The organism is Hydrogenophaga sp., from assembly GCF_018780385.1.
Classification (GTDB): domain Bacteria; phylum Pseudomonadota; class Gammaproteobacteria; order Burkholderiales; family Burkholderiaceae_C; genus Hydrogenophaga.
On record NZ_JADMJO010000071.1, the window covers coordinates 1 to 26,212 of the forward strand.

The 26,212-nt window shown below is 64.9% G+C and carries 25 protein-coding genes and 1 pseudogene; 15 read left to right on the top strand and 11 right to left on the bottom strand.

The annotated features are described in order from the left end of the window. From IV113_RS19135 to IV113_RS19155, 5 genes are all read left to right on the top strand, one after another. Nucleotides 1–1,388, top strand: a 1,388-nt coding sequence (locus tag IV113_RS19135) for a helix-hairpin-helix domain-containing protein (RefSeq protein WP_291088285.1), incomplete at its 5' end; no start/stop codon positions are given. Between the two features lie 152 nt (nt 1,389–1,540). Further along, nucleotides 1,541–2,368 (top strand): HDOD domain-containing protein, encoded by an 828-nt coding sequence (locus tag IV113_RS19140; protein ID WP_291088287.1) that lies wholly within the window; start codon nt 1,541–1,543, stop codon nt 2,366–2,368. A gap of 84 nt (nt 2,369–2,452) precedes the next feature. Then, nucleotides 2,453–3,304, top strand: coding sequence for an HDOD domain-containing protein (locus IV113_RS19145; RefSeq protein WP_291088288.1), 852 nt, complete (start codon nt 2,453–2,455; stop codon nt 3,302–3,304). 27 nt (nt 3,305–3,331) lie between these two features. Next, nucleotides 3,332–4,405 (top strand): patatin-like phospholipase family protein, encoded by a 1,074-nt coding sequence (locus tag IV113_RS19150; RefSeq protein WP_291088290.1) that lies wholly within the window; start codon nt 3,332–3,334, stop codon nt 4,403–4,405. 29 nt (nt 4,406–4,434) lie between these two features. Then, on the top strand, nt 4,435–5,406 hold the full coding sequence (locus IV113_RS19155) for a rhodanese-related sulfurtransferase (RefSeq protein WP_291088292.1): 972 nt from the start codon (nt 4,435–4,437) through the stop codon (nt 5,404–5,406). Here IV113_RS19155 and IV113_RS19160 read toward each other — a convergent pair. From IV113_RS19160 to IV113_RS19195, 8 genes and pseudogenes are all read right to left on the bottom strand, one after another. After that, nucleotides 5,338–5,904: a GNAT family protein gene (locus IV113_RS19160; protein WP_291088382.1), complete on the bottom strand. Its 567-nt coding sequence runs from the start codon at nt 5,902–5,904 to the stop codon at nt 5,338–5,340. The two genes, IV113_RS19155 and IV113_RS19160, sit on opposite strands and share 69 nt — an antisense overlap. Next, nucleotides 5,904–8,399 carry a winged helix-turn-helix domain-containing protein gene (locus IV113_RS19165; protein WP_291088294.1) on the bottom strand — a complete coding sequence of 832 codons (2,496 nt, stop codon included), beginning with the start codon at nt 8,397–8,399 and terminating at the stop codon, nt 5,904–5,906. Before IV113_RS19165 ends, IV113_RS19160 begins: the two co-directional genes overlap by 1 nt. Continuing rightward, a complete protein-coding gene (locus tag IV113_RS19170) occupies nt 8,400–9,530 on the bottom strand; it encodes a hypothetical protein (RefSeq protein ID WP_291088296.1) in 1,131 nt (376 codons plus the stop codon). It abuts the gene before it with no gap. A gap of 23 nt (nt 9,531–9,553) precedes the next feature. Next, nucleotides 9,554–10,201 carry a glycoside hydrolase family 19 protein gene (locus tag IV113_RS19175; RefSeq protein WP_291088298.1) on the bottom strand — a complete coding sequence of 216 codons (648 nt, stop codon included), beginning with the start codon at nt 10,199–10,201 and terminating at the stop codon, nt 9,554–9,556. An 11-nt stretch (nt 10,202–10,212) separates the two neighbouring features. After that, on the bottom strand, nt 10,213–11,682 hold the full coding sequence (locus IV113_RS19180) for a hypothetical protein (RefSeq protein ID WP_291088300.1): 1,470 nt from the start codon (nt 11,680–11,682) through the stop codon (nt 10,213–10,215). Between the two features lie 62 nt (nt 11,683–11,744). Beyond that, the gene (locus tag IV113_RS19185) at nt 11,745–13,223 is read right to left on the bottom strand and encodes a hypothetical protein (RefSeq protein ID WP_291088302.1); all 1,479 of its coding nucleotides are present in this window, start codon (nt 13,221–13,223) and stop codon (nt 11,745–11,747) included. Nucleotides 13,224–13,263: 40 nt separating this feature from the next. After that, nucleotides 13,264–13,482, bottom strand: a pseudogene (locus IV113_RS19190) (helix-turn-helix transcriptional regulator); the annotation flags it as partial. 385 nt (nt 13,483–13,867) lie between these two features. Further along, nucleotides 13,868–15,004, bottom strand: a complete 1,137-nt coding sequence (locus IV113_RS19195; RefSeq protein WP_291088304.1) for an iron-containing alcohol dehydrogenase — start codon at nt 15,002–15,004, stop codon at nt 13,868–13,870. Nucleotides 15,005–15,145: 141 nt separating this feature from the next. On the opposite strand from IV113_RS19195, the gene IV113_RS19200 reads away from it, so the two are divergent. Continuing rightward, on the top strand, nt 15,146–16,129 hold the full coding sequence (locus IV113_RS19200) for an alpha/beta hydrolase (RefSeq protein ID WP_291088306.1): 984 nt from the start codon (nt 15,146–15,148) through the stop codon (nt 16,127–16,129). A gap of 1 nt (nt 16,130) precedes the next feature. Beyond that, nucleotides 16,131–16,994: a YbgC/FadM family acyl-CoA thioesterase gene (locus tag IV113_RS19205; RefSeq protein WP_291088308.1), complete on the top strand. Its 864-nt coding sequence runs from the start codon at nt 16,131–16,133 to the stop codon at nt 16,992–16,994. A 3-nt stretch (nt 16,995–16,997) separates the two neighbouring features. Here IV113_RS19205 and IV113_RS19210 read toward each other — a convergent pair whose 3' ends face one another. Together IV113_RS19210 and IV113_RS19215 are read right to left on the bottom strand one after the other, a co-directional pair. Continuing rightward, nucleotides 16,998–17,825 (bottom strand): NRDE family protein, encoded by an 828-nt coding sequence (locus tag IV113_RS19210; protein ID WP_291088310.1) that lies wholly within the window; start codon nt 17,823–17,825, stop codon nt 16,998–17,000. Between the two features lie 12 nt (nt 17,826–17,837). Next, nucleotides 17,838–18,773, bottom strand: a complete 936-nt coding sequence (locus IV113_RS19215; protein WP_291088312.1) for a folate-binding protein — start codon at nt 18,771–18,773, stop codon at nt 17,838–17,840. Between the two features lie 111 nt (nt 18,774–18,884). On the opposite strand from IV113_RS19215, the gene mltG reads away from it, so the two are divergent. The 8 genes from mltG (at nt 18,885) to IV113_RS19255 (ending at nt 25,813) form a co-directional block, all read left to right on the top strand. Then, nucleotides 18,885–19,895 (top strand): endolytic transglycosylase MltG, encoded by a 1,011-nt coding sequence (mltG, locus tag IV113_RS19220; RefSeq protein ID WP_363318644.1) that lies wholly within the window; start codon nt 18,885–18,887, stop codon nt 19,893–19,895. A 26-nt stretch (nt 19,896–19,921) separates the two neighbouring features. After that, a complete protein-coding gene (tmk, locus tag IV113_RS19225; protein WP_291088314.1) occupies nt 19,922–20,581 on the top strand; it encodes a dTMP kinase in 660 nt (219 codons plus the stop codon). Beyond that, entirely contained in the window at nt 20,578–21,621 is a 1,044-nt protein-coding gene (locus IV113_RS19230) for a DNA polymerase III subunit delta' (protein WP_291088316.1), read from the top strand. The genes tmk and IV113_RS19230 overlap by 4 nt, the downstream gene beginning before the upstream one ends. Nucleotides 21,622–21,706: 85 nt before the next feature. Continuing rightward, complete coding sequence (locus IV113_RS19235; RefSeq protein ID WP_291088318.1) at nt 21,707–22,078, top strand: PilZ domain-containing protein; 372 nt, start codon at nt 21,707–21,709, stop codon at nt 22,076–22,078. Between the two features lie 76 nt (nt 22,079–22,154). Next, a complete protein-coding gene (locus IV113_RS19240; protein WP_291088320.1) occupies nt 22,155–22,976 on the top strand; it encodes a TatD family hydrolase in 822 nt (273 codons plus the stop codon). 22 nt (nt 22,977–22,998) lie between these two features. Then, nucleotides 22,999–23,670, top strand: a complete 672-nt coding sequence (locus tag IV113_RS19245) for an ankyrin repeat domain-containing protein (protein WP_291088322.1) — start codon at nt 22,999–23,001, stop codon at nt 23,668–23,670. A 127-nt stretch (nt 23,671–23,797) separates the two neighbouring features. Beyond that, on the top strand, nt 23,798–24,286 hold the full coding sequence (locus IV113_RS19250) for a tripartite tricarboxylate transporter TctB family protein (RefSeq protein ID WP_291088324.1): 489 nt from the start codon (nt 23,798–23,800) through the stop codon (nt 24,284–24,286). 15 nt (nt 24,287–24,301) lie between these two features. Continuing rightward, entirely contained in the window at nt 24,302–25,813 is a 1,512-nt protein-coding gene (locus IV113_RS19255; protein WP_291088326.1) for a tripartite tricarboxylate transporter permease, read from the top strand. Here IV113_RS19255 and IV113_RS19260 read toward each other — a convergent pair. Continuing rightward, nucleotides 25,776–25,949, bottom strand: a complete 174-nt coding sequence (locus IV113_RS19260) for a hypothetical protein (RefSeq protein ID WP_291088328.1) — start codon at nt 25,947–25,949, stop codon at nt 25,776–25,778. The genes IV113_RS19255 and IV113_RS19260 overlap by 38 nt on opposite strands. Nucleotides 25,950–26,212 lie beyond the last annotated feature (263 nt).

Here is a 26,212-nt window from a genome sequence, read left to right on the forward strand (position 1 = left end):
TGGACCCGGGCATCCGCACCGGCGTGAAGGTGGCGGTGGTCGATGCCACCGGCAAACTCGTCGACACCGCCACGGTGTACCCGCACGAGCCCCGGCGCGACTGGGATGGTGCGTTGCACACCCTGCGCCTGCTGGGTGAAAAGCACGGCGTGAACCTGATTGCCATCGGCAACGGCACCGCCAGCCGCGAGACCGACAAGCTGGCGGCCGACCTGATGAAGCAGCTGGAAAAAACGGACCCTTCGACAGGCTCAGGGCGAACGGGTGCCGTCCAGAAGGTGGTGGTGAGCGAGGCTGGCGCGTCGGTGTATTCGGCCAGTGAGTTCGCTTCTCAGGAAATGCCCGACGTGGACGTGAGCCTGCGCGGCGCGGCCAGCATCGCGCGCCGTTTGCAGGACCCCTTGGCAGAGCTGGTGAAGATCGATCCCAAAAGCATCGGCGTGGGGCAGTACCAGCACGACGTGAACCAGAGCGAGCTGGCCCGCACGCTGGACGCGGTGGTGGAGGACTGCGTGAACGGCGTGGGTGTGGATCTCAACACCGCCAGCGTGCCTCTGCTCTCCAAGGTGTCGGGTCTGTCGGGCAGCGTGGCCAAGGCCGTGGTGCGCTGGCGCGAGGCGCACGGGGCTTTCAAGAACCGCCAGCAGCTCATGGACGTGGCCGGCCTGGGCGCCAAGACCTTCGAACAAAGCGCGGGCTTCCTGCGCATCCGTGGTGGCGACAACCCTCTGGACATGACGGGTGTGCACCCCGAGACCTACCCGGTGGTCGAGCAGATCATGAAGAGCACCGGCAAGCCGGTGGCCGAGCTCATGGGCCGCGCCGACATGCTCAAGACCCTGCGGCCAGAGCTGTTCGCCAACGAGCGTTTTGGCGTGATCACCGTCAAGGACATCCTGGGCGAACTCGAAAAACCAGGTCGAGACCCGCGCCCCGATTTCCAGGTGGCACGCTTCAACGACGGCGTGGACGACATCAGCGACCTGCGCGAGGGCATGATCCTGGAGGGCACCGTGAGCAACGTGGCCCAGTTCGGTGCCTTCATCGACCTGGGCGTGCACCAGGACGGGCTGGTGCATGTGAGCCAACTGGCGCACAAGTTCGTCAACGACGCGCGCGAGATCGTCAAGACGGGCGACATCGTCAAGGTCAAGGTGATGGAGGTCGACGTGGCGCGCAAGCGCATCGGCCTGTCGATGAAACTGGGCGAAGCGCCAGGACGCGGCGCAGGGCAGGGCGCGGGGCCGCGTGACAACCGCTTCGAGCCGGTGCGGGCGGGCCGTCCGGAGGGGCGACATGCCCCCGGCGCGTCGGCCGCTGCTGCGCCCTCGGCCATGGCCTCGGCTTTTGCCCGGCTGCAGGGCACGGGCAAAGATCCGAAGCGCTGACAAAGGCCGGTGCAAGGGCGGGTTGAATACCGGCAAGTGAGGGCTTGGGCCAGGGCTCAAGTTGGGGGCGTTGGGGCCGATACAGGGGAGGACAAGCCTTCACCGGCCTTCACCACGCCCAAAGACCCAAAGTCTCTACCGGACTTCTTCCCATGCAACTCGAAGCCCTGCTGAACTTTCCCCGCGCGTTGCCCGCCATGTCGCGCACCGTGTCCGACCTGCTGGCGGAGATGAACAAGGACGACCCGAACCCCAGACGGGTGTCCGACCTGATCTCCCAGGACCCGTCGCTCACCACCCGGGTGCTGCGTCTGTCCAACTCGGCCTTCTTCCGGGTCAGCCGCAAGATCGGCAGCGCCGAGGAAGCCGTGGCGATGCTGGGCATGACGCACGTGCGTTCGCTGGTGATGGCCGCGGCTCTGGGGTCCAGCTTCAAGAACGTGCCCGGTGTGAACCTGCCGCAGTTCTGGCGCTACAGCCTGCGCGTGGCCGACATCTCCAAATCCCTGGCGGGCGTGCTGCGTCAGAACGAGAGCAACGCCTTCACCGCCGGCCTGATCCACGCCATCGGCGACCTGATCATGCACATCGCCATGCCCGATCTGATCTCTCCACTCGACATGGGCACGCCACCGCTGGACCTGCAGCGCGCCCAGGCCGAGATGTCGGTGTTTGGCTACACCTATGCCCAGGTGGGTGCGGGCATGGCCGAAAAGTGGCAGTTCCCCACCACCATCGTCTCGGCCCTGAACAACCAGATCAGCCCCTTCGAAGGCGAGGCCTACGACCCGCTGGGTGGTGTGCTGCACCTGGCCTCATGGCGCGCACGCGCCGAGGAAATACAGCTCGACGAAAACGGGCTGGTCGCCACCTTCCCGGACCTGGTGGGCCTCTCGCTCGGGCTCGATCTGGACAGCGTGCTGGGCAAGGACCCGTCGGAGTGGTCGTTCAGCCAGGCGCTGGGCGCGTTCATTGACTGAAAAAGACCTCAAGTGCGAAGGCTTTAAGGCGATAAAAAGTACAGCAAACCCCATTCGGGTGGGCACCTTAGGCGGGGAAAAGACATGCAACTCGACAAGCTTCTGAAACGGCCCGATGCCTTGCCCTCGGCCCCCAAGGTGGTGCGAAAACTGATCGAGACCTTCGACCGGGAAAATGTCGACGCGATGCAGGCTGCGGCCTACATCGAAGACGACCCGGTGCTCACCGCCAGGTTGCTCAAGACGGCGAATTCGGCCTTTTTCGGCCTGCACCGCTCGGTGTCCAGCGCTCGCGAAGCGATCCAGGTGCTGGGCCTGATCAAGGTGCGTGCGTTGGTCATTGCCGCCTCGCTCGGCGAAGGTTTCCACGCCGTGGGTGGCGTCAACCTCAACCAGTTCTGGCGCTACAGCCTCAACACCGCGAACCTCTCGCGCTACATCGCACTGCCGATCCGAATCGACGAAAACACCGCCTTCACCGCCGGCTTGATCCACGGCATTGGCGAGCTCGTGATGCACGTGGGCATGCCCGAGGCCATGATCGATCTGGACCGCAGCGTACCCATGCTCGACCTCAAGCGCTCCGCTGCGGAGCGGGGCCTCTTTGGGTACAGCTACGCCGAGGTGGGGGCCGCGCTGGCACGTGAGTGGAACTTCCCCAAGCGCATGATCAACGCCATCGAACACCAGACGGCGCCCTTCGAGAACGAGGTGTACGAGCCGATTGCCGGCGTGATCCACATCGGTTCCTGGCGCGCCCGCGCCGAGGAGCAGTCCATGCGCTCCGAACTGCTGATCAACACCTACCCCGACCCGGTGGGTCTGGTGCTGGGCATCGACCCCGACACTGTGGTGGCCGAAGAGATCCCTTCCATCTCGCGCCACACCGAAATCACCGAGGCCGAAGAAACCCCGGGCGACCAAGTCACGTCGTGAGAGCGGGCTGCGACACAATCGCAGCCCATGCAAGCCCTTCGCCTCTACGCCGGCCCGCGCGCGCGCCAGCACATCCAGCAACACGGTCTGCACCCGCAACACGTGGGTGTGATCCCCGCCGCCGCCGGTGGGCCCAAGGGCCTGATCCTCGGTCCGCTCGACCGATTCCTGTTTGGCCAGTGGCTGCCGCAAAGCAGCCAGCCGGTGCATCTCGTGGGTGCCTCCATCGGCGCCTGGCGCATGGCCACGGCCTGCCTCGGTGCCTCGGTGGCGGCTTTCGAGCGGCTGGAGCGCGACTACATTGCCCAGCACTACGCCTTGCCGCCGGGTCAGGAACGACCCACGCCCGGCCAGGTCAGCGAGCAGTTTGGTGGGAGCTTGAAGCTCTTTTACGGCGGGCGCATCCAAGAGGTGCTGAACCACCCGCGCTACCACCTGCACATCGTCACCTCGCGCGGGCGCCACCTGCTGGGCCGCGAGGGCCGCGTGCGCACACCGCTGGGTTATCTGGGCGCATTCGCCGCCAATGCGTTGCACCGCAAGGCGCTGGGTGCCTGGCTGGAGCGGGTGGTGTTTTCCACCGCTCCCGAGTTGCCGTTTGCCACACAGGACTTCCGCACCCGCCAGGTGCCGCTGAGTGAAGCCAACTTCATGGATGCGCTGCAGGCCAGCTGTTCCATTCCCTTCGTGCTGCGCCCGGTGCACGGCATTGAGGGTGCGCCGCCCGGCGCCTACTGGGACGGCGGCATCACCGACTACCACCTCCACCTGCACTACCAAGTGTCCGCCACGGCACCGATCGTGCTGTACCCCCACTTCCAGCAGGCGGTGGTGCCGGGTTGGCTGGACAAGGCCTGGAAGGGCCGGCACCGCAGCAGCGCGGCGCTGGACAACATGCTGGTGCTCGCGCCCGATCCGGACTGGGTGAAGACGCTGCCCAACGCCAAGCTGCCGGATCGCCAGGACTTCAACCGCTACGGGCCAGACCCCGCCGCGCGCAGGAAGGCCTGGAGCGCCGCCACTGCCGCCAGCCAGCAGCTGGCCGACGAGTTCGCACAATGGCTCGAGCGACCCGACCCGGCTCGGGTGCTGCCGCTTTGAAGCAGCGGGGCAGGGGGATAATTGCGGCCATGACCGCCGAGCCTTCCGCCCCCAAGTACCTCACCGCCGCGCTGTACCAGTTTGTCGACCTGCCCGACCATGCCGATCTGCGCGAGCCACTGCAAAGCTGCTGCGAGGCGCACGGCGTCAAGGGCACCTTGCTGATCGCACGCGAGGGCATCAACGGCACCATCGCCGGGCCCGAGGCAGGTGTGCGCGCCGTGTTGGCGCACCTGCGATCCGACGCTCGCCTGGCCCGGCTGCCCCACAAGGAATCGTGGAGCGATCACCCGCCGTTTCACCGCATGAAGGTACGGCTGAAGAATGAGATCGTGACCTTGCGCGTGCCGGGTCTGGATCCGAACAAGACCGTGGGTCAATACGTCAAGCCGCAGGACTGGAACGCCCTGCTGGCCGACCCGGACGTGCTGGTGATCGACACCCGCAACGACTACGAGGTGGCCATCGGCACCTTCTCGGGCGCGGTCAACCCCAACATCAAGACCTTCACCGAACTGCCGGCCTGGCTCGACGCCCAACCGGCGTTGCAAGACGGGAAGAAGCCCAGGGTGGCGATGTTCTGCACCGGCGGCATCCGCTGCGAAAAATCCACCGCGCTCATGAAGATGCGTGGCTTCGACGAGGTCTACCACCTCGAGGGCGGCATCCTCAAATACCTGGAGGAAATCCCGGCCGCCGAGAGCTCCTGGGAAGGCGAGTGTTTTGTGTTCGACGAGCGCGTGAGCGTGGGCCACGGCTTGCAGCCCGGCCCGCACGAGCTCTGCCGCTCGTGCCGCTGGCCTCTGAGCTCGGCCGAGAAGGCCTCGCCGCACTACATCAAGGGCGTGAGCTGTCCCCATTGCCACGACCAACGCAGCCCGCAGGAAAAGGCACAACTGGCCGAGCGACAGCGCCAGGTCGAGCTGGCGGAGTCACGCGGGTTGGTGCATGTGGGCGCGCGCCAGGGACGGCCCGACGACACCCCTCAAGGGCCGGCTTAGCTGCAGGCAGTGGGCATGGCCACGGAGCAGGGCCGCTGGTGTGCTCCAGCCCACAACCTTGAAACCCGCGCGGCGCAACAGATGCAATGACACGACGTTGTCGCTGGCGATCAGTGCGTCCACCCTGGACATGCTCAGCGCCTGGGCCTCGTGTATGAGGTCTGCCAGGAGAACGCTGGCGGCACCCTGTTTCCAGTGGTGACGATCCGTCTGGTACACCAGCATGGCGAAGTCGCCCTCGTCGGTGTTGTGCACGGTCAGGCTGCCTTTGCCTACCCACTGCGCGGCATCACCTCGGGTGGTCACGCGGGTCAGAAACCGCATGTCGTCCTGGCGCGCCAGGAGCTTGTCGAAAGCCTGCTCAAGACCGACATCGCTGTAGTAGCGAGGCGGGTGCGGCTCATTGAAGTGCTCAAACGGTTCACGGTTGTTCCGCTCGAACTCGACAAACGAGGCGCGGTCCGTCAGCGCCAGTGCTCTGGTGCAAAACCGGGACATCACACAGGCAGCGGAAGGTAGTGCGCGTAACTCGAATGACCGCCTTCACCCACATCGGACACCCTGTGCGGCATCAAGCCGGCAGCCGTTCCCAGCAAGACAGGATGATGCCGTTGCGCGATTGCCCAGTAAGGCTTGTTCAGCAGCATGGCGCGCAGGTGCCGGCCTTCGCGCGTGGCGTCCACCCACTGCCCGGCAGGCGCCAACTGCGCGGGTGACGGGTTGCGACCATCGATCAAGGCCAGCCACGTGTGTCCAAACAGCAGGATGTTGGCCATCAGGGAGCCGCGCGCCAGCAGGCAGGCCTGTTCGAACAACAACAGGGCCTTGCTCGCGTTGCCCTCGGCGTACTCCACCATGCCCTCCACGGCGAGCGCCGTGGCCTGCCGCGTCTGAAGCGGGCGGCGCTCATGTCTGGCCTGCAGCCGCTGGAGCAGGGCACGAGCCGTACGCCGGTTGCCTGCCACCAGGGCCAGCTGAGCCACGAAGAGCCAGTGGTCCTCTGCGCACCAGACACCAAAATCGGCCATCTCTTCCATGGCCGCCTCGGCCAGCGACAGCGCCTGGACCGCATCACCCGCCAGATAGCACCGACGGGCTTGTAACCAGCGGCCCACCGCGTTGCCCATGGGCGCCAAGCGCAATGCAGGTTGGTCGACCGCGTTCATGCAGGCGACCAGGCCGGCCTGGTCGTCGCAACGCGCGTGAAAACTCCCCAGTTGAAGATGCGCGAACAATCGCGCGAGTGCAGATTTTCCGTTCTCGCTCGCATGCAGGCCGGCTTCAAGTTGCCGACGGCAGCTCGCCCACTCTCCACGCGCACAGGATTGAAGCCCATGCAAGACCTGTATCCGGGCGGTCATGGGTGTCAGGCCCAACCAACGCGCTGGAGCCAACCCGTCGGTGGGGCTTTCCGTACCACCGGTTTGTCCCATGCCCATGTGGTCCAGTTCGCATCGCAGCAGATGCACACGACACACCATGTCAGGGGAGGGCACCTGGCTCACCAGGGTGGCGGCTTCCCGCCACAGCACGGAGGCCTCGCTGGACTTGCCCGCTGTCGCCAGCACGTGAGATGCCAGCAGCAGTGCTCTGGCATGGCATGCATGTGGCGCCGCGTGGCGCACCATGGCCACACCGCTCATGGCCTGCTCGATGGCCTCAGCTGTGCGGTGCTGGAGCACCTGGTACTCGGCACTGCACAGCAGCGCCCACCCTTCGTACGCGCAGTCCTGTGTCAGGCGGGCCAGTTGCGCCATGCGCTGGGCGAGTGCGGGAGTGGTCTCGTCTGCTCGCTGAGCCATCACCAGCACATACTCGGCCCAGATGTGCAGAGGACACTGCGGCATGTCGACACAGATCGCCATCAGCGGCAGGGCTTTGTCGGTCTGATCAAGAGACACGGACAGCGCGACCAGCTGGCTCGCTTCCTCCCAGAACTTCGCTTCATGCCCCGGAGTGAGCTGCACCCCCGATCGCATGCGCGCAATGAGCGCAACTTCCCGGGCCGCCCGCAGGGCCAGTTCGGCTGGGGCAGGGCCTTCGATTTGATTGCCATGACCGATGCCGTTGATCTGCATCCACCATTCAAGTCGGAACTGATCGCCCAGCGCCGTCATTCGGCTTCGCACCATCGGTATGCCGATCTCGCGGATGCCGGGTCTCTGATCCTCAGCCCAGTGGGTGCCATCTTCTTCCAGCGATTCGTGCAGCCGGATCGCTTCGCTGGCCGGAACCGTGGGCACGCCATGCCCGTGCAACACGTGAGTCGCGACCGAGATCAGGCCGTAGCGGACCCAGGACAGGTCCGCCCTAGGAAGAGCGCAATCGGTGGGTAGCCACAGGATGCGGGTCGGGCCCGGTGGGCGCAGCGGGGGTGCGGTGGGCGACGACGAGGGGATGCCCTTTCTCACTTCGCTGGCAAACCGATAACCCACCCGGTGAACGGTCTTGATCGGGCCGGGCTCCTTGCCGGTGATCCCCAGCGCCTTGCGAACCTTCATGATGCTTTGCGCGATGACCGATTCGGAAACGAAGTGGTTGCCCCACACGTGTTCCAGCAGTTCGTCCTTGCTGGCAACCCGCCCTTCAAGCTTCAGGAGGTACAAGATCAGGTCGAATGACCGGCGCTCGATCTTCTGGGCCACCCCGTCGCGCAGCAGTTCTCGCGTGTCGCTGCGAATGACGCAGTTCGCGAAGTGGTATTCCTCCCGCCAGGCTATGCTTTTTTCCGTCATCTTGAATTCCTTGTGGGCGATTCGCCATGCCATGTCTCCACTTCTTCGAGTTTTCGAGCCAATCAGTCCAGCGGTCCCCGCCGCCTGCCCTCTGGGCTGGGGTTGCGCCGGCCTGGACATCCGGCCTGGGACGACCTTGCCGAACACCATGAATACGATGTAAGTATTAATTAATTCGAAAAGATGCGACTTTATAGAACGTTGTAACGACATGCACCATAGGTTTGTCGACCTAAGCAACGACCATTCGTGACGCATTCATCCGGACCGGGTGGGCAGTGACGCAGGCGCGGGAGCCAGGCTTGCTGCGCCACTTCGCTGACGATCGCGCTGCATTTCGGGCAACCGGTGCGCCACGTAGGTGCCCGTGCTCAAACCCAGCAGGTACAGCAGCTCGGGGCCAAAGACGGGCATTTGAAGGTCGTCGAAAACATCGGCCAGGAACACGATCACCAGCGCGACGGTCCACGCCAGCATTTGAAAGCGGGCGATCGAGCAGCCTTCGTCGTCGGAGACGAGTTCGCGCATGAAGCGCTGCGCCGTCCAGCGAGGCGCCAGGAAGATGTCTGTCTGGGCGGCCTGCGGGGCAGACGTCGCAGTGCTGGGGCCTGCGGCCTTCACGAACGTGTCGCCCAGCGCAGTGCCGGCGCTGATGCTCAGCGTGGACAGGATGGAGCTGTTCAAGGTGTCGAAGTTGCCCGTGGCCAGCCAGATCACGAGGAAGGCTCCGAAGATCACGAAGAACCACAAAGCGAGCTGAACCTTGGCGAGGCTGAAACGGTGCGACAGCCTGCCATCCGGGGATTTGTAGCGCTCCATCAACAGGGTGGTGTGCATCGCCAGTGCGCAGAACGCCATGCTGAAAGTCGCCACGGTCAGGACGGCGGCCAGCAACCAGCGCCAGTTGATCACCGTGAGGAGTGCGCGCCGGCTGGTCGGTGTGAGGTCGGTGGCGAACGGATCCACCTGTTCAAGACCCACGCTGAATCCCACCGCCCGCTGGAACGTCAGCGGACTGAGCAGGTGCGTCCATGTGTCCCGGTTCTGCTCGGTGATGCGCAGGTGAAACTGCAAGCGGCCCTGGCCCAGGTCTACCGCCAGTGGAGTCACGCCGGTGAGGGCGCGCCCGTTGAGGTAGGGCACCAGCTGCCAGGCTGGGTGCGCCGACGCGGGACCCGCGCGGTTCGCGGTGGGTCCACCGATGGCCAGATTCCAGTCCGCCAGGCGATCCACGTGAACTTCGATGATGTGGTCGATCTCCAGTTCACCGATGAGTGCGCTCACGAGGGGCGCAGGAGCCACTGTGGGGACGGCGCTCGACTGGGCCCAGACCGAAGGTGCCAGACACACCCACAGCCAGGCCACCAAACGGACAAGAAGACGGTTCATGGGAGACCTCGTTGGGTGGGTGTTCAGGCCTCGGTGCTGAGCAGTGTCTGTGCTTGTTTCCACAACTGCTCGCGGTGGGCCTGGCCCAGCAATGCACCGTTGATGGCCACGGTCAGCTGCTCGAAGGACTGCGGTGTGGCGGGGTCGGCCAGCGCGTTGCCGTTGATGTGCTGCCAGTACCACCCAGCCACGCGAGCGGCTGCGGCGGGCTGCAGGAGGGCGTCGGGCTGGTTGACCAGATCGAGCTGCAGGGCCGTCCCCGCTTCGGTATAGAGGGTTCGCCCGGTCAGCTGGATGAGGCCTCGCCCCCGGTAGCGCCAGCCGTCCCCACTGCTCTCGGGTCCATTGCCCATGCGGTTGGCATAGACGACATTGGCCAGCGCCTCGGGGTGGTGTTCAAACAGGCTGGCATCCAGGCGGCCATCGGGTTCGTCGGGAGCCAGGTAGAAATGCCGGGGCCACACCACGGGCAAGCGCGCGGCGCTGTAACTGAGGTTCTCCGCTGCCCCGCGCAGGCCGTCCGACTCGTGGACGATCTGCGCCAGAAACGCCGCCTCGCGGGCTGGGGTGTTGATCTGGAACTCGGCCATGGCGGCTTCGATCGGCCCCAGCCAGGATGCCACTTCATTGCTGGGCCGCCCGGTGAGGGTGGCCAGATCGTCTGCGGTCATCGCTCGCCTCCTTACTGGCTTGCGGCAGCATCAGCCGCGGCAGTGTCGTCGCCCTGGATGGCGAGCAGCCTGTCGGGGTAGTACTTGTTCATCCACAGCTGAGCGAGCTGCGTGCGCGTGATCGGCTTGAGGTAGTAGTTGATCGGCACGCCGATGCCACCCTTGCGCGCGGCCGTCACGTAGTTGTCGAAGGCCGTCATCAGGGAGTTCACATCGAGCACCTTGACCTTCATGCCCTGCATCTCGCCGAGCTTGGTCAACACACTCTGCACCGTGTTGGCCTGCAGGTCGGTGAACGCCTGGCCCGAACGGGCGGTGGCGGCCAGGGCCTGCGTGGACTGGACTTCGGTGTTGGCTTTGTTGGCCAGGGCCGCCAGGGCGTCCATGGTGCTTTTGCCTTCTTCCACGGAAAACGTCTTCACGGCCATCTGTATGTCGGCACTGGCAATGCCCAGGATCACGCCGGAGGTGATCACGGTCACGTGCGAGGTGATCTCCTGGCGGCTGGACAGCGACTTTTCGTCATCGGCATCGGTGTCCTCCACGCCCAGCGCACCACTGGCCGAACTGATCCAGTCCTTCTTGGCGGCCCGTACCTGGAAATCGACCACGTCGGACTCCATTTCCTGGCTCGTGGCTGTGGTTTCCTTGCGCAGGATGTGCACCATGCCCACAAAACTGGAGCCATAGGTGGCGCCCGAGATGATGTTGAACGACTTGTCGCCGGGAGAGCCCACCTGGGTGGCGATCTTGGCCATGCTGTTGGCATCGGGCCGCAGCTTGTCCTTGGCATCGGGGAACAGCTGGTTCCACACCCGCACCGCCTTGTCCACGTCGAGCACCAGCGGCGCCAGCACCGAAGCCTGGCGGTGCGTGCAGTTGGCGGTGAGCACCAGCGTGCCGGCGACCTTGTGCATCTGGCGCTGGTGGTTGATCTGTTTGACCGCTGTCTTGGCCATCTCGAAACCGCCCTCGGCATCGCCGTAGCTGCCGGCCAGGGTGATGAACTTCTGGATGTTGGAGATGGTGTTCTGGGCCTTCTGCTCGTTCTGGTCGAACGAGAAGTACTGCGCGTCCATCTTCAGCGTGTCGGCCGCCAGCGGCATGGGCTTGATCACGGTGCGCTGGTAGTCGATCGGGCTTTCCACACCGGCGTTGACCAGTTGCACCTTGGCCCGCAGCGGCTGCATCTGCAGCTCCTGCTGAACGCGCGTGGTGGCGTAAGTCACGGCAGCTTTTTCCAGCTGGGTGTCCACGTCGGGCATCTTGGCCAGCAGGTCCTTGGGATCGATGTTCATGTTCACCAGCTCGCTGGAGGTCATCTCCAGGCCGCGCTTGAGCGAGATGAACGAATTGAGCGTGTCCTGCGCCGCATCGACAGGCGTCTGCAGGGCTGACATCTCCAGCAGGGTGGCCATGGCAGCGGGATGCACGACGCTGCCCAGCACGAGGGAGGGTGAATATGGAATGGAGGAGGGCATGGAAAGGCTCCGGGGGAAGAGGGGATTGCAAACAGGGCGGGGGGGTCAGCGCATCGGTGCGCTCAGCTGGCGGGCGCTTCCTTCTTCGGACGCGGCGTGTCATCGCCCTGGATGTCGATGTACTTGTTGGGGTAGTACTTTGAGACCCACATCTGCGCGAGCTGAGTGCGCGTGATCGGCTTGAGGTAGTAGTTGATCGGCACACCGATCGGGGTCTCGAGCGTGACCGCCGTGGCAGTGTTCACGTAATCCTCGAACGCCACCACCATCGACGAGATGTCGAGCATGCTGTTCTTCTGGTCGTCGAGTTGGGACAGGCTCTGCATCACGCTCTCGATGTTGGCGGTCTTCAGGGCCACGAACTCGCCCTTGGTGCGCGCCGCGGTGGCAGCCTGCTGGGCCGAGTTGCGATCGGCCGAGGTGAAATCGGAGAGCTTGGCCAGGCTGGTCATCATGTCCGAAGGGTCGAAACTGGCGAATTGCTTGACGCCGATGGCGACATCGTTCGCTTTGATGGTGGGGATGAAGCCCGCGGTGATGAGCGTGACGTGGGAGTTGATGTTCTGGGTGCTGAGCAGCTTCTTGACGTCGCTGGCGAAACTTTTGTTGACGCCGAAGCCCCCCTTGATCGAGGCCACCGCGGCGCCCAGCGCCAGCGTCGCCTTGGCGTCGCGCTCGGTCGAGTCGTCGTCCTGGCTGCTGGAGGTCTTGTCGACATCGAGCACGTGCACCATGCCCACAAAACTCGAACCCAGCGTGGCGCCCGAAATGATGTTGAAGGCCTTCTCCTGCGGCGAGCCTTCGTGCTCGACGACCTCGCGCATGCCGTCTTCGTCCGTGCGCAGCTTCTCACCCGGGAACAGCTGGTTCCACACGCGGATGGCCTTGTCCACATCGAGGCACAGCGGCGAGAGCACTTGAGCTTCCTTGTGGGTGCAGCTGGCGGTGAGCACCAGGGTGCCCGAAATCTTGTGCAGCTGGCGCTGCTTGTCCACCTGGTCCACAGCGGTCTTGGCCATGTCGAAGGACGCGTCGATACCCAGGAAGGAGGTGGCCGCGCTGACATAGGACTTGATGTTGCCCAGGGTGTTGCTGTCGTTTTCCTGGTTGTCGTCGAACGTGAAGAACTGCGCGTCCATCTTCAGCGAGTCGGCCGCCAGGGGCAACGTCTTGATCTGCGTGCGGTTGTAGTCGATCGGACTCTCCACGCTGGCATTGACCATCTGCATCTTCGCGCGCAACGGCTGCAGCTTGAGCTCCTGCTCCAGGCGGGTCGTGGCGTAGGCGGTGGCGGCCTTGTCCACATCGGTACCCACTTCCTGCACCTTCTTCACCAGATCCTTGGGATCGATCTTCATGTTGATGAGCTCCTGAACCGTCATTTCCAGGCTGCGTTTCATGGCAATGAAGGAGTTCAGGGTTTCCTGCGCGGCGTCGATGGGCGTCTGAGCCGCCGACACCGCCAGCAACGTGGCGATGGCAGCGGGGTCGATGATGCTGCCCAGCACGAGCGAGGGCGAATAGGGAATGGTGGTCGACATGAGGGGTTCCTGAAAAGTGGGGGAGGGGCGGGCAACGCGATCAGAATTTGCGGACCATTGCCGCCTCGCCCGATTGGCTGAACGAGAGGTGCGCTCGGCAGGACGCCAGCTGCGCGCCGTTGTGCGCACCCAGCTTGCGGCGCAGGTTGTCGCGGTGCGTGTTCACCGTGTAGGGACTGATGTTCAGTTCCCGTGCGATCTGTTTGGAAGTCAGGCCGCGTGCGATGAAATCGAGGATTTCGGTTTCCCGTGCGGTCAAGGTGGTGTCGGAGGAATTCAAGAGAGATGCGAATGTCATGGTCGACCCTGGTTGGAAGTTGTCTGAGCTCAATTCAGATGCACCCACCCGGGAGCCCTGTTCAACACAGGGCTGTCGTCATCCGTGGAGGCATCGAATTCAGTGAGGGCAGTCTGCGGCAATCACCCGTTTGAGGATTGACGAACAGGTTATGAAACGCTCATGAATCGATGACTCGAAAAACGCACCGCAACGGGGTGCGGCGAGGCATGCAGCGGCTTGCGCCGGGCATGTGCAAGGCACGAAAAAAGGGCGCGACAGCAGGGTGTCGCGCCCGGAAATTCGGCGGCAGGCCCGGTGTGCGGGCGTGCGGATGCGGGGGTGTGTCGGGGCCGCGGCCCCGGGGTCACATGGCGGCTTGCAGCATCGCCCGGTAGTCCTCAACTGTCGCCAGGCGAGGATTGGTCTTGTGGCAGTGATCGGCCATCGCGCCTTCAATGACCTTGTCGAACAGGTCGGGTGTGACCCCCATGGCGGCCAAGCCTGTGGGCAGGCCCAGGCGGGCGTTCATGTCGGTGATGGCCTCGGCCACATCACCACCGCTGGCCAGCCCCATGGCGTGCGCCATGCGCTGCAGGCGGTTGTCCTTCTTCATCGATTCGGCCTCGGCGTTGAAGCGGATCACGGCCGGCAGGAAGACGGCGTTGAGCGTGCCGTGGTGCAGGCGCGGATTGACGCCGCCCAGGCTGTGGCTGAGCGAATGCACGCAGCCCAAGCCCTTCTGAAAGGCCATCGCGCCCTGCATGCTCGCGCTCATCATGTTCAGGCGCGCGTCGCGGTCCTGCCCGTTTTTCGTTGCGCGCTCGATGTTGGCCCAGCCCCGCGTCAGGCCATCGAGTCCGATGCCGTCGGCCGGTGGATTGAAGGGCGGTGCCATGAAGGTTTCCATGCAGTGGGCGATGGCGTCCATGCCGGTGGCGGCGGTGAGCATGGGCGGCAGACCGAGCGTGAGTTCGGGGTCGAGCAGGGCGGTCTTGGGCACCAGGTGCCAGCTGTGAAAGCCGAGCTTGCGGCCGTCGTCCACGATCACGATGGCGCCACGCGCCACCTCGCTGCCGGTGCCCGCCGTGGTGGGCACGGCAATGAGCGGTGGCACGCGGTCGGTGATCTTCGGTGAGCCACCTTCGATGGTGGCGTAGGTCTTGAGCGGACCCGGGTGGGTGCAGGCGATGGCCACGCCCTTGGCGCAGTCGATGGCGCTGCCGCCGCCCAGGGCAATGAGCCCGTCGCAACCCTGCGCCTGGTACACCGCCACGGCGGCGCGCACGGCGGCCTCGGTCGGGTTCGACGGGGTCTGGTCGAACACCGCGGGACTCAGGCCGGGCAGGGCGGTGGTGGTCTTGTCCAGCAGACCCGCGGCTTTCACGCCGGCGTCGGTCACGATGAGCGGGCGGCGGATGCCCACGCGTTCGCACTCGGCCTGCAACTGCGAGAGCACGCCGAAGTCGATCAGGATGTTGGTGATGTAGAGGATCTGGGCCAAGGCGGTCTCCGGTGTGGATTTTTGTTGATGGAAAACTATAGGGCTCGCGCCGCGATCCGCCTATGCCGCCAACCCGCAGTCCGTCACCCAAAAGACAGGGCTTGTGACCACGCCTTCGCGTGCCCGCCACAATGTTGACCCATGCCCCACCATCCCGACCCCCGTTCGCTCCTGACGCCGGCCATGCGCCATGTGCTGGAGCGCATTGCACGAGCGGGGCATCTGCCACTACACGCGCTCACGCCGGCGCAGGCCAAGCTGGCCTACGAGGCGGGCGCAGGCGTGCTGGAGATCCCTTCGCACAAACTGCCCAGGGTGGAAGACCTGCGCTTCGCCGCGCGCGATGGTGTGGAGCTGCGCGCGCAGTTGTTTGCACCGGATTCCGAAGTCGCCCTGCCGGTGTTGCTGTACTTCCATGGCGGTGGATTCACCGTGGGCAGCGTGGCCACGCACGCAGCGCTGTGCCGCCACCTCGCCCATCTGGCGCACTGCGCCGTGGTGTCGGTGGACTACCGGCTGGCGCCTGAGTGGAAGTTTCCGACCGCCGTGCATGACGCCTGGGACAGCCTGATGGGCCTGCGCGAGCAATGCAGCGTGCTGGGTCTGGATGCGAACCGCATCGCGGTGGGCGGCGACAGCGCCGGGGGCACACTGGCCGCTGTGACGGCGATTGCGGCGCGCGATGCCGGTGTGCCGCTGGCGCTGCAGATGCTCTTCTACCCCGGCTGCGTGGGTCACCAGGACACCGCCTCGCACAAGACCTTTGCCGAGGGCTTTCTGCTGGAGGAGCGGCACATCAGCTACTTTTTCGGCCACTACCTGCGCAGCGCGGCCGACCGCGACGACTGGCGCTTTGCCCCCCTCGACGGCGTGGACGAGCATGGCCACGTGCGCGAGCTCGACGACGTGGCGTCGGCCTGGATCGGCCTGGCCGAGTGCGATCCACTCACCGACGAAGGCGTGATGTACGCCGACCGGCTGCGGCATGCGGGCGTTGCGGTGGACATCGAGATCTACGCCGGCGTGGTGCACGGTTTCATCAACTTCGGCCGTGCCATTCCCCAGGCACTGACCGCCCACAACGACGCAGCCCGAGCGCTGCGCCAAGCTTTCAAAGAGAACTGACATGCCACTACACCGCGCCGACTTCCGCTTCTTCCACCGCCTGCGCGTGCGCTGGGCCGAGGTGGACATGCAGAAGATCGTCTTCAACGCGCACTACCTGATGTATTTCGACACCGCCATCACCGACTACTGGCGCGCGTTGGGTCTGCCCTACCAGGAAAGCATGGAGCACCTCGACGGCGACCTGTACGTGGTGAAGGCCACGGTGGAGTTCCACGCCTCGGCGCGGGTGGACGACCAGCTTGAGGTGGCCATGAGGTGCAGCCGCATCGGCAACTCCTCGCTCACCTTCACCGGCGCCATCTTCCGTGGCGACGAACACCTGATCACCGGCGAGATCATCTACGTCTTTGCCGACCCGGCCACGCAGACTTCACGACCGGTGCCCGCGTTGCTGCGCGACATCCTGACGGGATATGAGGCGGGCGAGGCTGTGACCGAGGTGCGCGTGGGCGCGTGGAGCGAACTCGGCCCGGACGCCCAGCGCCTGCGCACCGCGGTGTTCGTCGAAGAGCAGCGCATTCCGAAAGAGCTGGAGTGGGACGAGGCCGACACCACAGCCGTGCACGCCGTGGCCTACAACCGGCTGGGCCGCCCGCTGGCCACTGGCCGCCTGCTGGCCCACGAGCCGGGCACGTCCAAGATCGGCCGCATGGCGGTGGACCGAACGCTGCGCGGCGGGCGCCTGGGGCGTGATGTCTTGGAGGCCTTGATGGAAGCGGCGCGTGAGCGCGGCGATGCCGAGGTGGTGTTGCACGCGCAACGCAGCGCAGAGGGCTTCTATGCCCGGCTGGGTTACACGGTGTTGGGCGCGCCGTTCGAAGAGGCCGGCATCCCGCACGTGACCATGTTCAAGCGGCTCTGAGGCTCACCACACCAGCGTTTCGAGGTGGGCTTGTTCGGGCACCAGGCGGGCCACAGGCAGAGCGGGATCGTGGGTCCATTCATGGACGGTCACGGCGAAGCCCTGCGGCTGCGCTCGCACGCTGACCACCTGGCTGGTGCGCGTGCCATACGCGCGATCGGCCATGCGCACGAACGGGCTGGAGAGTGCTCGCTCCAGGTCGTCGGGCACGCCGGTGTGCGGCAGTTCCGGGTCCAGCACCGGCTGGTCGTGGGTCAGGGCCACTGACAAGGGAGACAACCAGTCGGATGCCGTGGTCAGCGATTCGCCGATCGCGGCTTTCAGTCGCAGGGTCTTGGGCCACGGTGTGTCCAGGCTCGCGTTGGACAGACCGAAGATGCCGGCACCCAGCGCACGCTGGTGCAGCACGCTCGCCTGAGCACCGTGCGGCGCGTCGGGGTCGCGGTTGCCCAGCCAGTGCCAGGCGCGGGCATGGAAGTCGCCCACCACCAGATTGAAGGCGCCGTACTCGGCCGGGGCGATGCCGGCCGCAAACCGCCCGACATCACCATCGCTCTGCAGCCATCGTGTGACGAGCTCGCCACGGCTGCGCCGGGCGGGTTCCTGCACCGGCTGGCGCACGTTGGTCAGCATGGCCACGCGCCCATGGGTGGTCAGGCCCAGCCATGTGCCGCGGTCACGCAGATCGCGACCGCCCACCACCTCGGTGCCATCGTCCAGCCGCCAGCGGTGCAGCGGCGCGGTGGGCCGATCCAGGAATTCGTCGCGGTTGGCGGCGATGAGCAAGGGGCAGACCGGGTCAGCGTTCAGCGCAAAGGCAATCAAGCACATGCCGAGCCTGGTTCAAATGTCGTCGAGCAGCGGGTAGGGCAGGGGCAGCAAGCTCAGCGCCGGCCCACTGGCGCTGCCGGCGTGCAAGCTGCCATCGGCGGCCGCGCTGGTCTGCATGGAGACGATGGCATCGAAGCCGCCGCCCGGGTGGGGCGCCGCCTGGACCACCGTGCCGCAGGGTTGCTCGGCGTCGCGGCTGTGGAACACCTCCTGCCCGGCGGCCAGGGCCTCAGGGCCGTGCACCAGATAAGCCCGGCGCTTGAGCGTGCCGCGAAACTGGCTGCGCGCCACCACCTCCTGGCCGGGGTAGCAGCCTTTCTTGAAGTTCACGCCGCCGACCGACTCGTAGTTGAGCATCTGCGGCACGAAGGCCTCAAACACCGGCTGGCTGAGTGTGGCCACCGCGCTTTTCACGTCCAGCCAGTTCCACAGGTCTTCACTCAAGGTGTCACCGGCGGGCGCTGCGGCGGAGGCGGGAGCCACCCACAGGGCGCGCGCGGTTCCGTCGGCGGCGTACAGGCGCACCACGCTGGCGTCTTCGTTGCGCCACTGCGTCCACGGCGCATCCGGCAGGGTGGTGGGCACGGTGCTGCCGGCCAGGCCCCAGATGGTGAAGGCCTCGCTGGCATCACTCAGCTTGGCTTTGGCGCGCAAGACAAACATCGACAGCCGCTTGAGCGTGGCGGGCAGCAGGTCCCGGCTGCAGATCAGCAGAATCTGGTCGTGGCTGCGCTTGAAACCCACGAAGCTGGCCTGCATGCGGCCCTTGGCCGAGCAGAAGGCCGCAAGGCGCGCTTCGGACAGGCCCAGCAGTGCGAAATCGTGGGTGAGCTGGCCATGGAGAAATGTCGCGGCGTCTTCTCCATCGACCTGGATCACCCCCAGCCCGGTCAACCTGGCGACGCCGTGAAGAGCTTGGGTGCTATCGAGATTCAAGGGTGGCGTCATGGGGGAGGGGCGGCGCAAGAGGAACGCCTCGCTGTGGAAGTGCCCGATTATCATCGTGTGCCCGCTTCAGGCGCTTCGCGCCAGACCCATCCCCCTGCTGAGCTCACACCCTTGTTACGCCTACTCAAACTCATGTTCGTGCTGCCCCTGGTGGCCCTGCTGATCGCGGGTGCCTTCGGTGTGTGGTGGATCGATGAACCGTTGCGGCTGGCCTCCGGCGTGACCGAGCAGAAGCCCCTGGACGTGGAGATCGAGCCCGGTCAGTCGGCCCGTGGCGTTGCTGAAAAACTCGCTTCGTCGGGTGTTCAGACACCCTGGGTGCTGTTGTACGGCTGGTTCCGGGTGTCGGGCCAGTCGCGTGACATCAAAGCCGGCAGCTACGAAATTGCCCCGGGCACCACGCCGCGCGGCCTGCTCTCCAAGCTGGTGCGGGGCGAGCAGGCCTTTCGCACCATCACCCTGCTGGAGGGCTGGAACTACCGCCAGGTGTTCGATCTGGTGCGCGCCTCGCCCGACCTCACCCAGGACCTCAACAACCTGAGTTCGGCCGACATCATGGCCCTCATCGGGTACCCCGGTCGCCACCCCGAAGGGCGGTTTTTCCCCGACACCTATCGCGTGGCCAAACGCGCCAACGCCTCCAGCGTGTTGCGCCAGGCCGCTCAGGCCATGGACAAGCGCCTGGCCGACGCGTGGGCCCAGCGAGACAGCACCGTGCCGCTGCGCACCCCGGAAGAGGCGCTCATCCTGGCCAGCATCATCGAAAAGGAAACCGGTCTGGAAAGCGACCGCCGCCGCATCGGCGGTGTGTTTTCCAACCGGCTGCGCATCGGCATGCGTCTGCAAACCGACCCTGCCGTCATTTACGGCCTGGGTGAGCGTTTCGACGGCAATCTGCGCCGCGACGACCTGCTGACCGACTCGCCCTACAACACCTACACCCGCGCCGGGCTGCCACCCACGCCGATCGCCATGCCGGGTGCCGCGTCGCTGCGGGCGGCCGTGCAGCCAGGAGACACCAACGCCATCTATTTCGTGGCGCGGGGCGACGGTTCAAGCCAGTTCAGCGCCACGCTCGAAGAGCACAATGCCGCGGTGCAGCGCTACATCCTGCGCCGCTGATTCCCGCCCGAACCTCACCCATTTCAATGCAGACCGCTGGACTTTTCATCACGTTTGAGGGCATCGACGGTGCGGGCAAATCCACCCACATTGCCGGCCTGGCCCAGGCTTTTCGGGCCCAGGGGCGGGCCGTCACGCTCACCCGCGAACCCGGTGGCACACCGCTGGCCGAAAAGCTGCGCGAGCTGGTGCTGAACGACCCGATGGATCCACTGAGCGAAGCCCTGCTGATGTTTGCCGCGCGGCGCGACCACCTGCAACAGGTGATCGAGCCCGCGCTGGCCCGCGGCGATGTGGTGCTCTGTGACCGCTTCACCGATGCGACGTTTGCCTACCAGGGCGCTGGTCGCGGCTTCGACCTGGACGTGCTGCGCCAGCTGGAGCGCTGGGTACAGGCGCTGCCGGCCCAGGACGAGCGCTTGCGCCAACCCGACCTGACGGTGTGGTTCGATCTGCCACCTGCCGTGGCCGCCGAGCGTCTGGCCGGCGCGCGCCTGCCCGACCGCTTCGAATCCCAACCCCTGGCGTTCTTCGAACGGGTGGCCGCAGGTTACGGTGATCGGCTGCGCCAGGATCCCGCGCGTTTCGCCCGCGTGGCCTCGGACCAACCCAAAGATGCGGTGTGGCGCCAGGTGCGGCAGGCCTTCGAGCAACGCGGCTGGCTGCGGGCCGAGGTACACCCATGAGCGGTTCAAATCTTGCGCCCTGGTTGCAGGCCCAACTCGTCAGCCTGATGGCCCAACGGGGCCATGCCTTGCTGCTCTCGGGCCCCTCGGGTCTCGGACAATACGACCTGGCCCTGGCGCTGGCGCGCGCCTGGCTATGCGAACAGCCCACACCGCAGGGCGCTTGCGGCGAATGTGGCAGCTGCCACGCCATCGACGTGCGCACCCATGCCGACCTGTGCGCGCTCATGCCCGAGGTGCTCAGCCTCGAATTGGGCTGGCCCCTGGACGAAAGCGCGCAAAAAGAGATCGACGACAAGAAGCGCAAACCCAGCAAGCTGATTCGGGTGGAAGCCGCGCGCGAGGCGGTTGCCTTCACCCAGACCACCCGCTCGCGCGGCAACACCAAGGTGATCCTGGTCTACCCGGCCGAGCGCATGAACATGGAGTCGGCCAACACCTTGCTCAAGACGCTGGAAGAGCCGGTCGGCGAGGTGCGCTTCATCCTGGCCACAGAGTCTGCTCACCAACTGTTGCCCACCATCCGCAGCCGCTGTCAGACCCATGCGATGGTCTGGCCAACGCAGCCCGAGGCGCTCGGCTGGTTGATCGGGCAGGTGAGCGCTGCGCAAGCGGGTGGCAAATCCCCCGCTTCACCGCCCACGCCCGAACAGGCTGCGGCGTGGCTGCAGGCGGCGGGTGGCCGACCCGATGACGCGCTGGCCTGGGCTTCCAGCGGGCTGGATGCCAAAGCCTGGGCCGGTTTGCCTCAAGCACTGGCACGAGGCGACTGGTCGGTGCTGGCCGACTGGCCCGCAGCCCAGCAGCTCGCCGTGTTGCAGAAGCTGTGTCACGACCTGATGGCCCATGGCTCGGGTGCCCCGGCCCGGTTTTTTCCGACCGCGGGACTGCCTGCGGCCCCGCGCATGACGGCATTGGCCGCCTGGTCGCGCGAACTGATGCAGGCCGCACGCTCCGTGGAGCACCCCTACAACCCGGGCCTCATGCAAGAAGCCTGGGCTGCACGCACGCGTCAGGTGCTGGCGGCCAAGGCGCACTGACTCCACAAAATGACCCACCCGGGCATGGTTTTGCAGCGCTGCAACAGGGCGCACCCCGCGCGGGATTGCCGCTAAACTCGCAGCGATGAGCACAAACCCTTCTCCCTCGGCAGCAGCGGCACGCCCGAGCGTGATCCAGCTCTCCATCAAGGAGAAGGCAGCGCTCTATGCAGCCTACATTCCCTTGTTCACAGACGGCGGCATCTTCATCCCGTCTTCCCGCGAATACCGACTGGGCGACGACGTGTATGTGTTGCTCAGTCTGCCTGACGATCCACAGCGCTATCCGGTAGCAGGCAAGGTGGCCTGGGTCACCCCGGCCAAGGCTTCGGGGGGGCGCACGCAAGGTGTTGGCATCCGCTTCCCGTCCGACGAAAAGTCGCGCATGTTGAAGCTGAAGATCGAGGAGATCCTCGGCTCCAGCCTCGGCTCCGACCGCGCCACCCAGACGCTCTGAGGCGGCTCTTCTCCCGTTGTGACGCTGATCGGGCCTTGAAAGGCCCGCTTCCCGTTGCCGAATTCCCAAGGCCCGCATGTTCACCGATTCCCACTGCCATTTGAATTTCCCGGAGCTCAAAAGCCAGCTACCCGAGATATTGAGCGCCATGGCACAAGCGCAGGTGGACCGGGCGCTGTGCATCTGCACCACGCTGGAAGAGTTCGAGGATGTCCACACGCTCGCGCGCGAGCACGACAACCTCTGGTCCACGGTGGGCGTGCACCCCGACAACGAGGGGGTGCAGGAGCCCACGCTGGACGATCTGATTGAACGGGCTGCACGTCCGCGCGTGGTGGGGATCGGCGAAACCGGGCTGGACTACTACCGTCTGGGCGAGCGCACCACGGCCGACATGGCCTGGCAGCGCGAACGTTTTCGCACCCACATCCGTGCGGCGCGGCGCACCAGCCTCCCACTCGTGATCCATACCCGCAGTGCTTCTGAAGACACCCTGACCATCCTGCGCGAGGAGGGCGGGTTTCAGGGCGATGCAGGATCGATGGACGCGGCCCGGGGCGTGTTTCACTGCTTCACCGAAACCGCCGAGGTGGCGCGCGCCGCCCTGGACCTCGGTTTCTACATCTCGTTCTCCGGCATCCTCACGTTTCGCAGTGCGGGCGACCTGCGCGAAGTCGCCGCCTTCGTGCCGCTGGATCGCATGTTGATCGAGACCGACAGCCCCTACCTGGCACCGGTGCCCCATCGGGGAAAGACCAACTCGCCGGCCTTCGTGCCGAGGGTCGCGGAGCAGATTGCCCAGATCAGGGGCCTGACCGTGACCGACGTGGCACAGGCCACCAGTGTGAATTTCGATCGCCTCTTTGACCGGGTAACGTCACCTCAAGCGGCATTTTGAGTTGATATTTCACATGAAGACTATGAAAAAGATCCAAGTTTTTAAATGGTTGTGCGTGCCATTGCTCTTGATTTCCAGCACGCTGTGGGCCGACTCGTTCAGCGACTTTTTTTCGGCGGTCAAGCGTGATGATGTTGGCGCGGTGCGGCAGCTGGCTCAGCGCGGGTTCGACTTGAACACGCGAAGTGAGGAGGGCGAACATGCGCTGTTCATGGCCTTGCGCGAAAACGCGCCAGAGGTCACGGCCTTCCTTCTGGGACAGGCCAAGGTGCAGGTGGAAAGTCGCAGCCCCAAGGACGAGAGCCCGCTGATGATGGCGGCGCTGAAAGGAAAGCTGGAGGCGGCCCGGCGCCTGATCGCGCGCAACGCGGAAGTGAACAAGCCCGGCTGGACCCCCTTGCACTACGCCGCCACCAACGCAGACGAAACGAGTCTGCCCGTGGCGCGTCTCTTGCTGGAGCACCACGCCTATATCGATGCTGAGTCCCCCAACGGCACGACGCCGTTGATGATGGCGGCGCACTACGGCCACCCTGCAGTGGTGAAGCTGCTGCTGGAAGAGGGCGCCGATCCCCTGCTGAAGAATCAGCAGGGACTCACGGCCATCGACTTCGCCAACCGCGCCCAGAGAGCCGAATCGGCCAATCTCATTGCAGCATTCGTCCGGGCGAAACAGCCCAAAGGCCGCTGGTAGTCCCCCGCGGCAGTTTGCAAAGTGAAGACGAGGGACTTCACACCACGGCGTATGTAGGTGTAACCCACATGGGGCAATTGCCTTGACCATATCAAAATCGCGACACCCATAAATTGGAGGAGACACCGTGAAGCTGGCAAGTCAAAAAGACTTTTTCTCTGGATTGATGTTCACCATCGTCGGCGCCTCGTTCGCCGTGGGTGCAACGAACTTCGACGTAGGCAACGCGGCCCGCATGGGGCCCGGCTACTTCCCCCTGCTGTTGGGCATCTTGCTGACGGTCCTGGGGCTGGTCATCACAGCCCAGTCCTTTCGCAGCAAGGCCCCCGACGGAGACCCCATCGGGCGCATCGCCTGGCGTCCCCTGTGCTTCGTGCTCGGTGCCAATCTGGCCTTTGGTGTGTTGCTGGTGGGGCTTCCCTCCATCGGGATCCCCGCCATGGGTCTGATCGTGGCCATCTACGGGCTGGTGATCATCGCTGGCTTTGCGCGTCCGAACTCCAGCATCAAGGAGTCCCTGATTCTCGCAACGCTCCTGGCGATCGGCAGCTACGGCGCCTTCGTCTACATGCTCAACCTGCAGTTCCCGGTGTGGCCTGCTTTCCTGACCGCCTGACCGGAGACACCCCCCATGGAACTCTTTGACAACCTCGCACTGGGCTTCAGTGTTGCTTTCACCCTGCAGAACCTGCTTTACGCTTTTGTAGGCTGCCTGCTGGGTACGCTCATCGGTGTGCTGCCCGGCATCGGCCCCCTCGCCACCATCGCGATGTTGCTGCCCGTGACCTACGGCCTGGAGCCCGTGGCAGCGCTCATCATGCTGGCCGGCATCTACTACGGCGCGCAGTACGGCGGATCCACCACCGCGATTCTGGTGAACCTCCCGGGAGAATCTTCCTCGGTGGTCACTGTCATCGACGGCTACCAGATGGCGCGCAAGGGCAGGGCGGGGCCCGCACTCGCCGCTGCAGGTCTTGGTTCTTTCTTCGCCGGTTGTGTCGGCACCCTGGTGTTGGCGGCGTTTGCCCCTCCGTTGACCGAGGTGGCGCTGAGCTTTGGCCCCTCCGAGTACTTCGCGCTCATGGTGCTGGGTCTCATCGGTGCCGTGGTGCTCGCCTCCGGCTCGCTGCTCAAGGCTCTGTCCATGATCGTGCTGGGCCTGCTGGTTGGCCTTATCGGTACCGACGTCAACTCCGGCGTGGCCCGATTCAGCTTCGACATTCCCGAGTTGACCGACGGCATCAGCTTCGTCGTGATCGCCATGGGCATCTTTGGCTACGGCGAAATCATCAGCAACTTGTCGCACGACGAGAGCACGCGCCAAGTGTTCACCGGCAAGGTCCATGGCCTCATGCCCACGAAGGAAGATTTCAAGCGCATGGCGCCCGCCGTCATGCGCGGCACGGCGCTGGGTTCGGTGCTGGGCATCCTGCCCGGTGGTGGCGCGCTTCTGTCGTCCTTTGCGGCGTACACCATCGAGAAGAAAACCAAGCTCAAACCGGGCGAAGTGCCTTTTGGACAGGGCAACATTCGCGGCGTGGCCGCTCCCGAGGCAGCCAACAATGCCGGCTCGCAAACCTCCTTCATCCCGCTGCTGACCCTGGGCATTCCGCCCAACGCCGTGATGGCGTTGATGGTGGGCGCGATGACCATTCACAACATCCAGCCCGGACCTCAGGTGATGACCTCGAACCCCGAGCTCTTCTGGGGACTGATCGCATCGATGTGGATCGGCAACCTGATGTTGGTGGTGCTGAACCTGCCACTCATCGGCGTGTGGGTCAAACTGTTGTCCGTGCCTTACCGCTGGCTGTTTCCAGCCATCCTGATGTTCTGCGCGATCGGCGTCTACTCGACCAACAACAACAGCTTCGATATCTGGATGGTGGCCGTTTTCGGTCTCATCGGGTACAGCTTCATCAAGCTGGGCTGTGAGCCGGCACCACTGCTGCTGGGCCTCATCCTGGGTCCGATGATGGAGGAATACCTGCGCCGCGCCTTGCTGATCTCACGGGGCGACTGGTCGGTGTTCGTCACACGACCCATCTCAGCGTCCTTGTTGGCGGCGGCCACCTTGTTGCTGGTGATCGTGTTGCTGCCTTCCATCAAGAAGAAGCGCGAAGAAGCATTCGTCGAAGAATGACCGCGCGCATCTGCTGAAGCAAGCAGATCAATGTGAAGAAGAGCCCGACCTTGAGTCGGGTTTTCTTTTTCACGCCGTCGGCCACAGAAAAGCCCAGGCGGGCATACATGGCTTTGAAGCGGCGGGCTTGTTCCATGCGGGTTTCAGGGCTGCAGGACCGTTTCCTCGGCGGTGGCTTTATCTTCCACGATGTATATTATGTATAGTTAACGATGCGAGAGCGTTTTCTGTTTTCGGGCTTGAAGCTTGCTTAGTATTCCCGTGCCTTATCCAGCCCGTACATCCCTACTATGCGGGGAAACACCAGCAGCCCGATGGCGGTGCACCCTGAAGCGTCAACCTACAATCGCAACGCTTGTCTCAACCCATTTGGCGATCAACTTCGACGCCATTGAAAGA

Coding starts and splice junctions, on each gene's coding strand:
- IV113_RS19170 (WP_291088296.1), bottom strand. CDS start 9,530: ATGAACCGTCTTCTTGTCCGTTTGGTGGCCTGGCTGTGGGTGTGTCTG.
- IV113_RS19155 (WP_291088292.1), top strand. CDS start 4,435: ATGACCGCCGAGCCTTCCGCCCCCAAGTACCTCACCGCCGCGCTGTAC.
- IV113_RS19140 (WP_291088287.1), top strand. CDS start 1,541: ATGCAACTCGAAGCCCTGCTGAACTTTCCCCGCGCGTTGCCCGCCATG.
- IV113_RS19210 (WP_291088310.1), bottom strand. CDS start 17,825: ATGTGCTTGATTGCCTTTGCGCTGAACGCTGACCCGGTCTGCCCCTTG.
- IV113_RS19180 (WP_291088300.1), bottom strand. CDS start 11,682: ATGCCCTCCTCCATTCCATATTCACCCTCCCTCGTGCTGGGCAGCGTC.
- IV113_RS19235 (WP_291088318.1), top strand. CDS start 21,707: ATGAGCACAAACCCTTCTCCCTCGGCAGCAGCGGCACGCCCGAGCGTG.
- IV113_RS19165 (WP_291088294.1), bottom strand. CDS start 8,399: ATGCGTCACGAATGGTCGTTGCTTAGGTCGACAAACCTATGGTGCATG.
- IV113_RS19205 (WP_291088308.1), top strand. CDS start 16,131: ATGCCACTACACCGCGCCGACTTCCGCTTCTTCCACCGCCTGCGCGTG.
- IV113_RS19185 (WP_291088302.1), bottom strand. CDS start 13,223: ATGTCGACCACCATTCCCTATTCGCCCTCGCTCGTGCTGGGCAGCATC.
- IV113_RS19230 (WP_291088316.1), top strand. CDS start 20,578: ATGAGCGGTTCAAATCTTGCGCCCTGGTTGCAGGCCCAACTCGTCAGC.
- IV113_RS19240 (WP_291088320.1), top strand. CDS start 22,155: ATGTTCACCGATTCCCACTGCCATTTGAATTTCCCGGAGCTCAAAAGC.
- tmk (WP_291088314.1), top strand. CDS start 19,922: ATGCAGACCGCTGGACTTTTCATCACGTTTGAGGGCATCGACGGTGCG.
- IV113_RS19145 (WP_291088288.1), top strand. CDS start 2,453: ATGCAACTCGACAAGCTTCTGAAACGGCCCGATGCCTTGCCCTCGGCC.
- IV113_RS19215 (WP_291088312.1), bottom strand. CDS start 18,773: ATGACGCCACCCTTGAATCTCGATAGCACCCAAGCTCTTCACGGCGTC.
- IV113_RS19200 (WP_291088306.1), top strand. CDS start 15,146: ATGCCCCACCATCCCGACCCCCGTTCGCTCCTGACGCCGGCCATGCGC.
- IV113_RS19150 (WP_291088290.1), top strand. CDS start 3,332: ATGCAAGCCCTTCGCCTCTACGCCGGCCCGCGCGCGCGCCAGCACATC.
- IV113_RS19175 (WP_291088298.1), bottom strand. CDS start 10,201: ATGACCGCAGACGATCTGGCCACCCTCACCGGGCGGCCCAGCAATGAA.
- IV113_RS19245 (WP_291088322.1), top strand. CDS start 22,999: ATGAAAAAGATCCAAGTTTTTAAATGGTTGTGCGTGCCATTGCTCTTG.
- IV113_RS19260 (WP_291088328.1), bottom strand. CDS start 25,949: ATGGAACAAGCCCGCCGCTTCAAAGCCATGTATGCCCGCCTGGGCTTT.
- IV113_RS19160 (WP_291088382.1), bottom strand. CDS start 5,904: ATGTCCCGGTTTTGCACCAGAGCACTGGCGCTGACGGACCGCGCCTCG.
- IV113_RS19255 (WP_291088326.1), top strand. CDS start 24,302: ATGGAACTCTTTGACAACCTCGCACTGGGCTTCAGTGTTGCTTTCACC.